Consider the following 12,371-nt stretch of genomic DNA (forward strand, 5'->3'; position numbering starts at 1 on the left):
CGGCCGACTCTCATGCATTGATTTGCTGCCAGCTCTTTTCGAGGCGTTTCACACTGACGGGCTGTGGCGTACGCAACTCCTGGGCGAAAAGGCTCACCCGCAGTTCCTCGATCAACCAGCGGAACTCGTCGAGGCGAGCGTCATGCACACCGCGCCTTTCGGCCACGAGGCGCAGATAGCGCTGCTCGATGGGGCGCAACTCGCTCGAGCGCGCAGCATCGCGCGTGGGGTCGGCGCGCTGCTTGTCCAGGCGCAACGTGATCGCCTTCAGGTAGCGCGGCAGGTGCGCGAGTTGCGCCCAGCTCGTGTTCGCCACAAAGCGTTTGAGCACCAGCCGCGACAACTGCGCCTGAATGTCGTCGGCCACATCCTTGGGCGCTCGCGCATCCTTGAGCTTGCGCGCTGCCGCCGCGTACTCCGTCAGCACGGCCATCGCACTGCGCGCCACTTCGTTGGCAATCAGCGTGAGGCGCCCTCGCCCCTCGTCGAGACGCCGCTTGAAGGCAATCGCATCGGTGGGCAGCGGGTCGGCGAGAAAGGCCCGATCCAAGGCGACATCGATGACCTGCTCTCGCAACTCTTCAGCCGTGCCGAGCGAGGCATAGAACATCGACATCTTCTGCAGATCAGGGATGTTCTTCTCCAGGTACTTGAGCGCGTCGCGGATCTGCACTGACACCAGTCGACGCAAGCCCGCGCGATGCTTTGCCGCAGCGATATCGGGCTCGTCGAACACCTCGATCACCACGTGGTCGCCACGGTCGATGAGTGCCGGGAACCCCACGAGCGTCTGAGCGCCTCGGCGAACCTCCATCAGTTCGGGCAGCTCACCGAAGCTCCAGTCGGTGAACTTCTGATCGGCCGGCGTCGCCGGCGCGCTGTCTGCCGCGGGCAGCGCAGCGGCCGCGGGCGACTTCACCGCGGCGCCATGCACCTTCGGTGGCGACTCGGGGGCTGCGGGTGTGGTCGTGCGCAACGCCGCCAGCGCCTGGAAGGCCGAGCGCGCCTGGCCGCCGAGCTCAGCCTTCAGGCTCGCGAGGTTTCGCCCCGTGCCCAACTGCCGACCGTGCTCGTCGACCACGCGGAAGTTCATGAACAGATGCGCGGGCAACTGGTCCAGCTTGAAGTCGTTGCGCTGCACCGCAATCTGCGTGCGCTCGCGCACGGCCTTCAGCAGCACGTCGAGCAACGCACCCTGCGCGAAGGGCGTGAGCTCGCAGAACTCGCTGGCGTAGTCGGGCAGCGGAACGAGACGCGAGCGCGGCCTCTGGTGCAAGCTCTTGACGAGGGCCAGCACCTTGTCGCGCAGCATGCCCGGCACCAACCATTCGCAACGCTCCTCGTTGACCTGGTTGAGCGCAAAGAGCGGGATCGTGACGGTGACGCCGTCCTTTGAATCGCCGGGCTCGTGCAGGTATGTCGCGCCGCAATCGATGCCGCCCAGCCGGATGGTTTTCGGGAACGCAGCGGTGGTGATCCCGGCCGCTTCGTGGCGCATCAGTTCCTCGCGGCCGAGATGCAGCAGCTTGGGGTTCAGCTTGGCGGCCTCACGGTACCAGCGCTCCAGGCTGGGGCCGCTGCAGACGTCCGCAGGGAGGTGCTGGTCGTAGTAGGCGTAGATCAGCTCGTCATCGACCAGCACGTCTTGCCGGCGCGACTTGTGCTCCAACTCCTCGACCTGGGCGATGAGCTTGCGGTTGGCGGCGAGAAAAGGCAGGCGGGACTCCCACTCCCCATTGACCAGCGCCTCGCGAATGAAGATCTCTCGTGCTGCAGCTGGGTCCACCTGGCCGAAGTTCACCCGCCGGTTGCTGTAGATCACGATGCCATAGAGCGTGGCGCGCTCCAGCGCGATCACCTCGCCGGCCTTCTTCTCCCAGTGCGGCTCCAGCAGTTGCGTCTTGATCAGATGCCCGGCGATCCCTGGCAGCCATTGCGGCTCGATGGCGGCCACGCCACGCCCGAAAAGTCGCGTCGTCTCGACCAGTTCCGCCACAACGATCCACCGCCCCGGCTTCTTGCTGAGGTTGGCGCCGGGGTGCTTGTAGAACTTGATGCCACGCGCCCCGAAGTACCAGTCTTCGTCGTCGCTCTTGAGACCGATGTTGCCCAGCAAGCCCGCGAGCATGGACAAGTGCAGTTGCTCGTAGGTGGCTGGCGAGCCGTTCAGGCGCCAGCCGTGCTCGGCCACCACCGTGTGCAGTTGCGAATGAATGTCGCGCCACTCGCGCACCCTGCGGGGCGAGATGAAGTTCTCGCGCAGCAACTGCTCCTGCTTGCGGTGCGAGAGCTTGTGTTCGCCCTGCCCGCCCTTGGCGTCTTCGAGCCATTTCCAGAGCCTGATCGTGCCGAGAAACTCAGACTTCTCGTCGTCGAATTTCTTGTGGGCAGCATCGGCGGCGTGCTGATGCTCCAGGGGTCGGTCGCGAACATCCTGCACGCTCAGCGCCGATGCAATGACGAGCACTTCGGCCAGCGCCTGGCGGCTGCGTGCCTCCAGGATCATGCGGCCCACCCGCGGGTCCAGCGGCAGCTTGGACAACTCCCGCCCGGTCGGCGTGAGGTCATTCTTGTCGTCGACCGCACCCAATTCGTTGAGCAGTTGATAGCCATCGGCCACCGCCCGGCGCGGTGGTGGCTCGATGAAGGGGAAGTCTTCGACCAGGCCCAGCCCAAGCGACTTCATGCGCAGGATCACACCCGCAAGCGAGGAGCGGAGGATCTCGGGATCGGTGAATCGCGGGCGCTCGTTGAAGTTCTTCTCGTCGTAGAGGCGGATGCATATGCCATTGCTCACCCGGCCGCAACGACCGGCCCGCTGGTTGGCCGCGGCCTGGCTGACATCCTCGATCTGAAGTTGCTCGACCTTGTTGCGGTAGCTGTAGCGTTTGACGCGGGCGGTTCCGGCATCGATCACGTACTGGATGCCTGGCACCGTGAGCGAGGTCTCGGCTACGTTCGTCGCCAGCACCACGCGGCGCGCACTGTGGGGCTCGAAGACCCGGTCCTGCTCCTGCTGGCTGAGGCGGGCGAAGAGCGGCACCACCTCGACCCCAGGCGGGTGGTGCTTGCGCAGGTGCTCGGCGGCTTCGCGAATCTCCCGCTCGCCGGGCAGGAACACCAGCACATCACCCGAGCCCTCGCGCCAGAGTTCGTCCACGGCATCGCCGATGGCGTCGTTCAGGCCGTACTCGCGGCTCTCCTCGAAGGGGCGATAGCGCTGCTCGACCGGAAACAATCGGCCCGAGACCTGGATCACCGGCGCCGGGCCATGGCGCGAGGCGAAATGCTGCGCAAACCGATCGGCATCGATCGTGGCCGAGGTGACGATCACCTTCAGGTCGGGCCGACGCGGCAGGATCTGCCGGATGTATCCGAGCAGAAAGTCGATGTTCAGGCTGCGCTCGTGGGCCTCGTCGATGATGAGCGTGTCGTAGGCCTTGAGCAAAGGATCTGTTTGCGTCTCGGCCAGCAAGATGCCGTCCGTCATCAGCTTGACGCTCGCGCCCGGCGACAAGCGATCCTGGAATCGAACCTTGAAACCGACGTGCTCGCCCAGCGGCGAGTTCAACTCCTGGGCGATGCGCTTGGCCACGCTCGACGCGGCAATTCGCCGTGGCTGGGTGTGGCCGATCAACCCCTTGCCACCTGCGCCACGGCCCCGCCCCAGTGCCAGCGCAATCTTCGGCAACTGGGTGGTCTTGCCCGAGCCCGTTTCCCCGCACACGATGACGACCTGGTTCGCCTCGATCGCCCGCGCGATCTCGTCGCGGCGGCCGGAGACGGGCAGCGATTCGGGAAAGGTGATCGGCGGTATCGGGTTCGCCTGCGGCGGGTTGCCGCGGCACGCGGGAAGATTCATCAGGTGTGCCCCGGTTTGAAAGGGGCCTTCGTGCAAAATCATTGATTATTTCAAAGTAACGCCATGAGCCTTGTCTTTCCACATACCTTTGTTCCGTGGTTCCGTGCGGTTGCGCCGTATATCCACGCGCACCGAGGAAAGACCTTTGTCGTGGCGATCGCCGGCGAACTGGTGGCCGCAGGCAAGCTGGCCACCTTCGCACAGGATCTGGCCATCCTGCATGCCATGGGTATCAAGCTGGTGCTCGTGCACGGCTTCCGCCCGCAGGTCGAAGAGCAGCTCAAGGCCAAGGGCCACACCTCCCGCTTCAGCCACGGCATGCGCATCACCGATGCCACGGCGCTCGACTGCGCCCAGGAGGCTGCCGGCCAGATGCGATATGAGATCGAGGCCGCGTTTTCGCAAGGGCTGCCCAACACGCCGATGGCCCACGCGCAGATCCGGGTCGTCTCGGGCAACTTCATCACCGCACGCCCGGTTGGGATCGTCGATGGCGTGGATTTCCAGCACACGGGCTTCGTGCGCAAGATCGATGCGGCCGGCATTCGGCGCGCAGTCGACTTCGGCGCGCTGGTCATGTTGTCGCCCTTCGGCTTTTCACCGACCGGCGAAGCCTTCAACCTGAGCATGGAAGACGTGGCCGCCAGCACGGCCGACGCACTGCAGGCCGACAAGTTGATCTATGTCACCGAAGTGCGAGGTATCCCGCTCGACCCCGCCGACCCCAACAGCGAGATCGACACCGAACTGGCGCTGGCCGACGCCAAGAAGCTGCTCGCCAACCTGCCTAACCCGGTGCAGCCCACCGACACCGCGTTCTATCTGCAACACGCCGTCAAGGCATGCGAGGCGGGGGTGGAGCGCGTGCACATCGTTCCGTTCTCGGTGGATGGATCGGTGCTGATGGAGTCGTTCACCCACGACGGCGTCGGCACCATGATCGTGGACGAGAAGCTGGAGAGCCTGCGCGAAGCCACTGCCGACGATATCGGTGGCATCTTGCAGCTCATCGAGCCTTTCGAGCGCAATGGCACGTTGGTCAAACGCGACCGCACCGAGATCGAGCGCGATATCGATCACTACACCGTGATCGAGCATGACGGCGTGATATTCGGCTGCGCGGCGTTATACCCCTATCCGGAAGCGCGCACAGCCGAAATGTCGGCGTTGACCGTATCCCCCCATGTGCAAGGGCAAGGCGACGGCGAGCGGATTCTCAAGCGCGTCGAGCAGCGCGCCAAGGCCAGTGGGCTCGACAGCATCTTCGTGCTGACCACCCAAACAAAGCACTGGTTTCTCAAGCGCGGGTTTGCGCTTGTCGACCCCGATTGGTTGCCCGAGGCCCGCAAACGCAAATACAACTGGGACCGGCGTTCGCTGGTGCTCGTCAAGAAACTCGGCTGACACCCGAGCGCCTCACGATTCATTTTTCAAGGAGTACTCCATGGCCCGCACCGTTCAATGCGTTCATCTCAAGAAGGAAGGCGAGGGCCTGGATTTCGCCCCGTATCCGGGTGAACTGGGCAAGCGCATCTACAACGAAGTCAGCAAGGAAGCCTGGCAGCTGTGGATGAAGCACCAGACCATGCTCGTCAATGAAAACCGACTGAATCTGGCCGACCAGCGCGCCCGTCAATACCTCGCACGCCAGATGGAGCGCTTCTTCTTCGGCGAAGGAGCGGAACAACCCGCCGGATATGTTCCACCGAGCAATTCCTGAGTATTGCCGGGGGTGTTATTGACTTCCGCGGGTTAAGGAAAACCTCACGACATACCCCATATCTCCTGAACTAGAATCTGCGGCATAGTGGCTTGTGCCGCATATTCAAGGAGGTACGACATGTCATCACTACAAGATTTGCTGGCGAAACGCGCGGCCCTCGAGCAGGAAATCGAGGCCACTCAAAAGCGCGAACGCCAAGACGCCATCAGCAAAGTCAAGGCGTTGATGTCTGAGTATGGTTTGACGGTGGCCGACCTGTCGGCCAAAGGCGGCCCCAGCAAAACCGCCTCCAGCAAGGGTGCCAAGGTGGCTCCGAAATACCGCAATGCCGCCACGGGCGATACCTGGAGCGGTCGCGGCCTGCAACCCAAATGGCTGAAAGCCGCCGTCGCTTCGGGCAAGAAGATCAGCGATTTCGCCATCTGACCGCCGACCCAATTGCTTCACAAACGCCGCCTTCGGGCGGCGTTTTGCTTGGGCGCCCCTTCGTTAGACTCCCCCAGTGATCCCAGCCACCTTCGTACAAGAACTGATCTCGCGCGCCGACATCGTCGAGATCGTGGGCCGGTACGTGCAGCTCAAGAAGGCGGGCATCAATCACAAGGGCCTCTGCCCTTTTCACGGGGAGAAGACCCCGAGCTTCATCGTGAGCGCAACCCGCCAGACGTACCACTGCTTCGGTTGCGGTGTGCACGGCAACGCCATCGGCTTCCTGATGGAGTACTCGGGGGTAGGCTTCATCGATGCGGTGCGCGACCTGGCGCAACAGGTCGGGCTGACGGTGCCCGAAGACGATCGCTCGCCCATGGAGCGCGAGAAGGCGGCTGAACTCAAGGCCCGCCAGGCCACGCTGAACGATGTGCTGGCCAAGGCGGCCGAGCACTACCGCCGCGAACTGAAGGCGAGCCCGCGCGCCATCGAGTACCTCAAGGGCCGAGGCCTGACAGGCGAGATCGCTTCGGCCTTCGGGTTGGGCTATGCGCCCGAAGGCTGGCGAGGTCTGGCCAGCGTGTTCCCGAAGTACGACGACCCGCTGCTGGAAGAAGGCGGCCTCGTCATCGCCACGGGTGAAGACGAGGCGGACCGCAAACGCTACGACCGATTCCGCGACCGGATCATGTTCCCGATCCGGTCAGTCCAGGGCGACGTGATCGGCTTCGGTGGCCGTGTGCTCGACAAGGGCGAACCCAAGTACCTCAATTCGCCCGAAACGCCAGTGTTCGTGAAAGGCCGCGAGCTGTATGGCCTGCACGAGGCGCGCTCGGCCATGCGCCAGCGCGGCTACGTGCTCGTCGTCGAGGGCTACATGGACGTGGTTGCGCTCGCCCAGCTCGGCTTTCCGAATGCCGTGGCCACGCTGGGCACCGCCTGCACGGCCGAGCATGTGCAAAAGCTCTTTCGCTTCACCGATTCGGTCGTGTTCAGTTTCGACGGCGACAGCGCCGGGCGCCGGGCGGCCGGCCGCGCGCTCGAAGCGGCCCTGCCGCACGCGAGCGACACCCGCACCGTGCGCTTCCTGTTTCTGCCACCGGAGCACGATCCGGACTCCTACGTGCGCGAACACGGCACCGAAGCGTTCGAGAAGTACGTCGCCCAGGCGGTGCCCCTCTCTCGGCAGTTGATCGAAGCCGCGCGCGATGGCGAAGACCTCGACAGCGCCGAAGGCCGCGCCAAGCTGCTGGCCAATGCGAAGCCGCTGTGGTCCGCCCTGCCCGAAGGCATGTTGAAGCTCCAGCTGCTCGGCGAACTCGCCCAGCTCGCAGGGCTGGCGGCAGCGGATCTGGGGCAGATCTGGCAGGCCGGCGCTACCGCAGAGCGGCAGGCCGCACCTCCGCGAGCCGCCCGCCTGCGCGATCCGCTCGCACCGGCTGGGTCGCTTCGGCCCCGACGCCTGGCCACGCGCGCGGCGCCGGCCAGCCCGGCCGACATGGCGGTACGCCTGCTGCTGCTGAACAGCGCATGGTGGCAGCAGCTTGATGCCGACGACCACGAGTTGCTCGCCGGCATGCCCGACCCCCATGGCCCGCTGTGCGCGTGGTTGGAACGACACCTCAACGAGCACGGCAAGACCCCCTGGGCCGTTCTGGAACAGGCGCTCCAAGAGACCGAATGGGCTGCAACGTTGCCCCGAGTGCTTCCCGAGAGCGCTCTGGCCGACGAACTGCAGTTCTCTGACCTTCGCCGCGTCGTCGACGGCATGTGGATCAAATCCCTGCAGGCCGAGCAAGAGTCACTCATTCAGCAGGCAGCGACCAACCCCGAGGCGCTCAAGCGCTGGCGTGAACTCGAAACGCGTAGAAAGCACCTCTTAAGCCTTGCGCAACAGAGCGCTTTGACGTAAGGCTTACCTTCGACGATAATTAAGGGTTTGTTACGCGGCAAGAGTGACAGCAGCACCTCCGGGCCCCGGCCACCCTTTGAACCAGGGTCCCCACACAAGGCCAACCTTCCCCGCAAGGGCTGCAACTCATGGGATGGTCACGCCAGCTTGTCCGCCAATGTGTCAGAGCCATGAGCCAACCCTGTGCAGGCGAGCCGCTGCATTGGATGGCTTTGCTTGATGCCCACCCTGCCGTCGCACCAGAACGATTGCGCTTCGTCTTCGTCCAGACACGAAGCTGAATCCGTACGCGTGCGCGCGGGCCAGGAGCAGAAAGCCGTGACGCCCACCACCATTCGAGGATTTGCATGACCGCAAAGAAGAGCGCTCCCGTCAAGGCAGCCACCCCTGCTGCGCCCACCAAGGCAACGAAGGCTGCCAAGGCCGAAGTCGAAGAAAAGAAGAAGCCTGCGGCGAAGGCCGCTACTGCCGCTGCGAAGCCAGCCGCCAAGGCGGCCGCCGAGCCCAAGGGCAAGCCTGGCCGCAAGCCGAAGGCCGCCGCCGCCAAGAAGGAAGAGATCGCCGAAGAAGATTTTTCCGACATCGAGGCCGATCTGCAGGGCGAGCCCGAAGCCGAAGTTGACGCCACAGACGAGAAGGCCGCCAAGGCCAAGCCCCTGCGCATGAAGGTGTCGCGCGCCAAGGAGCGCGCCCTGATGCGTGAGTTCGGCCTCGACGAGACCGCGCTCACCGAAGAAGAAGTCGCCAAGCGCCGCCAGGAGCTCAAGACGCTCATCAAGATGGGCAAGACGCGTGGTTTCCTGACTCACCAGGAAATCAACGACCACTTGCCCGAAAAGCTGGTCGACGCCGAAATCCTCGAAGCCATCGTGTCGATGCTCAACGACATGGGCATTGCGGTCTACGAGCAAGCCCCTGACGCGGCCACGCTGCTGATCGCAGGCGGCGGCACCACCACCGCCACCGAAGAAGAAGCCGAAGAAGCCGCTGAAGCGGCGCTCTCTACCGTCGACTCCGAGTTCGGCCGCACGACCGACCCGGTCCGCATGTACATGCGCGAGATGGGTACCGTCGAGCTGCTGACGCGTGAAGGCGAAATCGAGATTGCCAAGCGCATCGAAGGCGGCCTGCAGGCCATGATGCTGGCCATCAGCGCCTCGCCGACCACCATCGCCGAGATCCTGGTCTACGCCGACAAGATCATCGCCGGCGAGATGCAGATCTCCGAGGTCGTCGATGGTTTCGTCTCGGAAGACGAAGCCGACGACTACGTGGCCGAAGAAGACGTGGACTTCTTCGACGAGGAAGACGACGACGACGGCCAGGGCGGCAGCAAGGCGCTGACCAAGAAGCTCGAAGAGCTGAAGACGGCCGCCGTGGCCAAGTTCGAGAACCTGCGCGGCAACTTCGACAAGATGCGCAAGTCCTTCGAGAAGGACGGCTACCAATCACCGGCGTACAACAAGTCGCAGGCGGCCATCAGTTCCGAGCTGATGACGATCCGCTTCACGGTCAAGACCATCGAGAAGCTATGCGGCATCCTGCGCTCGCAGGTGGACGACGTTCGCCGCTACGAACGCGAGCTGCGCAAGATCCTGGTCGACAAGTGCGGCATGCCGCAGGAATACTTCATCAAGCATTTCCCGCCGAACCTGCTCAACACCAAGTGGCCCGAGAAGGAAGCGGCCGCCGGCAAGCCGTACAGCGCGATCCTGTCGCGCAACCTGCCGGCCATTCAGGAGCTGCAGAAGAAGCTGAGCGACCAGCAGGCCCGCGCCGTCGTGCCGCTGGAAGACCTGAAGGGCATCAACAAGCGAATGAGCGAAGGCGAGAAGTCTTCGCGCGATGCCAAGAAGGAAATGATCGAGGCCAACCTGCGCCTCGTGATCTCCATTGCCAAAAAGTACACCAACCGCGGACTGCAGTTCCTCGACCTGATTCAAGAGGGCAACATCGGCCTGATGAAGGCGGTGGACAAGTTCGAGTACCGCCGCGGCTACAAATTCTCGACCTACGCCACGTGGTGGATCCGCCAGGCCATCACCCGCTCGATCGCCGACCAGGCGCGCACCATCCGCATCCCGGTGCACATGATCGAGACGATCAACAAGATGAACCGCCTGTCGCGCCAGCACTTGCAGGAGTTCGGCTTCGAGCCCGACGCCCCGACGCTGGCCGAGAAGATGGAGATCCCCGAGGACAAGATCCGCAAGATCATGAAGATCGCGAAGGAGCCGATCTCGATGGAGACCCCCATCGGCGACGACGACGATTCGCACCTAGGAGACTTCATCGAGGACACCAACAACACCGCGCCGATCGAAGCGGCAATGCAGGCCGGCCTGCGCGATGTGGTGAAGGACATCCTCGACTCGCTGACCCCGCGCGAAGCCAAGGTGCTGCGCATGCGCTTCGGCATCGAGATGAGCACGGACCACACGCTGGAAGAAGTCGGCAAGCAGTTCGACGTGACGCGCGAGCGCATCCGCCAGATCGAAGCCAAGGCCATTCGCAAGCTGAAGCACCCGAGCCGCAGCGACAAGCTGCGCACGTATCTGGACAACCTGTAAGGCCTGGCTGGATGCGTGGCTCGCGACAGTGAGCTGCTCTGATTAGTTCGAAGCCGCTGCGCCTGTCGCCCACGCGTCAGGTGCAGTCAGCACAACCCCCAAGCCTCGGCGCCTGTCGCCGGGGCTTTTTTCATACGTGTTGCCATAAACTTCACGGATGGCGCAGATTCTTCAGCGAACCGTCCTGTTTGCCGATTTGCGCGGCAGCACTGCGCTCTACGAAACCCTCGGCAACACCGAGGCCACCACCGTCGTCACGCGGTCCGTTTCACTGATCGCCCAGATCGTTTCCACCTCCGGCGGCGTGGTCGTCAAGACCTTGGGCGACGGCCTGATGGCCGTCTTCGCGGAACCCGATGGCGCCGTGGCCGCGGCCGACGAGATGCACGAGTCGCTCGATCGCCTGATCCCGCCGAACGCACACAGCCCCCAGCGCCACATGCCGGTGCTTAAGCTGCAGGTCGGGCTCGCGCATGGCGAGGTGGTCGAGATGTCGGGCGATTGCTTTGGCGACGCGGTCAACGTCGCAGCCCGCCTGCTCGATCACGCGGGTGACAACGAGACGCTCGTCACCGCCAGCGTGCTCGCTCGCCTGCCGAGCGATCTGCGTCTGCGCTTTCGAAGCCTCGACAAGGTGCAATTGCGCGGTCGCGTCGAACCCGTCCACGTGCATCTGCTTGAGAGCAAGCGGTTCGGCGACACCGCCGCCACGGCCTATGGCGAATTGATGCCGACCGTCGAACCCGAGGGCATCCGACTCGTGTGGCTGGACATGAACCGCGTCTATGCCGGGCCGAGCCTTCCGGTGGTGCTGGGGCGCAGCCCTCAGGTCACGTACTGCATCGACGACTCACGGGTCTCGCGTTCGCATGCCCGCATCGACTGGCATGGTGGCGCGTTCCAGCTCACCGACCTGAGTTTCAACGGCACCTACGTGCGCTTTTCCAATGACTCTGAGGTGGTGTCCCTGCGCCGCGGCACCTGCACGCTGCACGGGTCCGGCCTGATCGGGCTGGGCGCCACGCTCACCGACCCGACCTCGCCTTCCGTGCGCTTCGAGATCCTTCGGTTTTCGGACACACAGCCGCAAGAGGCCTACTAGCGCCCAAGCGGGCGCGGCCCAGACTACGGCAAGAGTTCGTCAGCCAGCTCGCCCAGCGTGCGATAGGTGCGGTAGCCCGCACCATGCACCGCCTCGCCTTCGCGGCGCAACCAGGCGGCTCGCATGCCGGACTGCACGGCACCGACAACGTCGAGTTCGTAGTCGTCGCCGATGTGCAGCACGTCCGCCGGTTCGCAGCCGAGTTCTTTGCAGGCCTGCAGAAAGATGCGCCGATCCGGCTTGGCCACGCCCGCCGTGCGTGCCGTGACGCTGCCACTGAAGTAACGCGCGAGCCCGACCCGCTCCAGGTTGGCGTTGCCATTGGTCAGTGCGACGATGGGGTAGCGCTGGACGAGCCGATCGAGCACGCCGAGCACCTCGTCGAAGAACACGACCTGCTGGCGCGCCTCGAAGAAGATGTCGAAGGCGACCTCGGCCAGCGATTCGTTGTCGCCCGCATGGCGCAGTGCGCGGCGCAGGCATTCGAGTCGCAGCGCACTCAGATCGTGGCTCAGATGCGGGTTGTCCAGTTCCACCTCGCCGCGCAATGCGCGCATCCCCACCCGGTCGAAGCGGCCGGCCGTAGCGGGCGCATTTGCACCGAGCCAGTCGTGCAAGGCGATCTCGGCCCGCTCGATCGTCGGGCCGATCGGCCACAGCGTGTCGTCGAGATCGAGTGTCAACGCGCGGGGAAGTGTGTGCATGAGTCGACGATGTTGCGGGGGAACCTGGGACCTCAGCGCGCATTGTCTCCGCTACATTGATCGGCGAGA

8 protein-coding genes are annotated in these 12,371 nt (G+C 64.3%); 6 read left to right on the forward strand and 2 right to left on the reverse strand.

All coding sequences use genetic code 11. The features are described from left to right. Positions 1-10: 10 nt before the first annotated feature. Complete coding sequence (gene hrpA, locus AC1KAR_RS00740) at positions 11-3,862, reverse strand: ATP-dependent RNA helicase HrpA (protein ID WP_480313752.1); 3,852 nt, start codon at positions 3,860-3,862, stop codon at positions 11-13. Positions 3,863-3,925: 63 nt separating this feature from the next. On the opposite strand from hrpA, the gene argA reads away from it, so the two are divergent. The 6 genes from argA (at position 3,926) to AC1KAR_RS00770 (ending at position 11,598) form a co-directional block, all read left to right on the forward strand. Further along, a complete protein-coding gene (argA, locus tag AC1KAR_RS00745) occupies positions 3,926-5,266 on the forward strand; it encodes an amino-acid N-acetyltransferase (RefSeq protein ID WP_480313754.1) in 1,341 nt (446 codons plus the stop codon). Between the two features lie 40 nt (positions 5,267-5,306). Next, positions 5,307-5,582: an oxidative damage protection protein gene (locus AC1KAR_RS00750; protein ID WP_480313756.1), complete on the forward strand. Its 276-nt coding sequence runs from the start codon at positions 5,307-5,309 to the stop codon at positions 5,580-5,582. Positions 5,583-5,702: 120 nt separating this feature from the next. Further along, positions 5,703-6,011 carry an H-NS histone family protein gene (locus tag AC1KAR_RS00755; protein ID WP_480313757.1) on the forward strand — a complete coding sequence of 103 codons (309 nt, stop codon included), beginning with the start codon at positions 5,703-5,705 and terminating at the stop codon, positions 6,009-6,011. 76 nt (positions 6,012-6,087) lie between these two features. Continuing rightward, the gene (dnaG, locus tag AC1KAR_RS00760) at positions 6,088-7,926 is read left to right on the forward strand and encodes a DNA primase (protein WP_480313759.1); all 1,839 of its coding nucleotides are present in this window, start codon (positions 6,088-6,090) and stop codon (positions 7,924-7,926) included. Positions 7,927-8,273: 347 nt separating this feature from the next. After that, the gene (gene rpoD, locus AC1KAR_RS00765; protein WP_480313760.1) at positions 8,274-10,496 is read left to right on the forward strand and encodes an RNA polymerase sigma factor RpoD; all 2,223 of its coding nucleotides are present in this window, start codon (positions 8,274-8,276) and stop codon (positions 10,494-10,496) included. A gap of 157 nt (positions 10,497-10,653) precedes the next feature. Further along, positions 10,654-11,598 carry an adenylate/guanylate cyclase domain-containing protein gene (locus AC1KAR_RS00770; RefSeq protein WP_480313761.1) on the forward strand — a complete coding sequence of 315 codons (945 nt, stop codon included), beginning with the start codon at positions 10,654-10,656 and terminating at the stop codon, positions 11,596-11,598. A 23-nt stretch (positions 11,599-11,621) separates the two neighbouring features. On the opposite strand, the gene AC1KAR_RS00775 is transcribed toward AC1KAR_RS00770, so the two are convergent. Beyond that, the gene (locus AC1KAR_RS00775; protein ID WP_480313762.1) at positions 11,622-12,302 is read right to left on the reverse strand and encodes an HAD family hydrolase; all 681 of its coding nucleotides are present in this window, start codon (positions 12,300-12,302) and stop codon (positions 11,622-11,624) included. Positions 12,303-12,371: the final 69 nt, after the last annotated feature.

This window comes from Piscinibacter sp. PDB1-1 (assembly GCF_056675995.1).

Bases quoted from the DNA above. Each gene is read 5' to 3' on its own strand.
- AC1KAR_RS00755 (WP_480313757.1), top strand. From the start codon at position 5,703: ATGTCATCACTACAAGATTTGCTGGCGAAACGCGCGGCCCTCGAGCAG.
- AC1KAR_RS00750 (WP_480313756.1), top strand. From the start codon at position 5,307: ATGGCCCGCACCGTTCAATGCGTTCATCTCAAGAAGGAAGGCGAGGGC.
- hrpA (WP_480313752.1), bottom strand. From the start codon at position 3,862: ATGAATCTTCCCGCGTGCCGCGGCAACCCGCCGCAGGCGAACCCGATA.
- AC1KAR_RS00770 (WP_480313761.1), top strand. From the start codon at position 10,654: ATGGCGCAGATTCTTCAGCGAACCGTCCTGTTTGCCGATTTGCGCGGC.
- argA (WP_480313754.1), top strand. From the start codon at position 3,926: ATGAGCCTTGTCTTTCCACATACCTTTGTTCCGTGGTTCCGTGCGGTT.
- AC1KAR_RS00775 (WP_480313762.1), bottom strand. From the start codon at position 12,302: ATGCACACACTTCCCCGCGCGTTGACACTCGATCTCGACGACACGCTG.
- rpoD (WP_480313760.1), top strand. From the start codon at position 8,274: ATGACCGCAAAGAAGAGCGCTCCCGTCAAGGCAGCCACCCCTGCTGCG.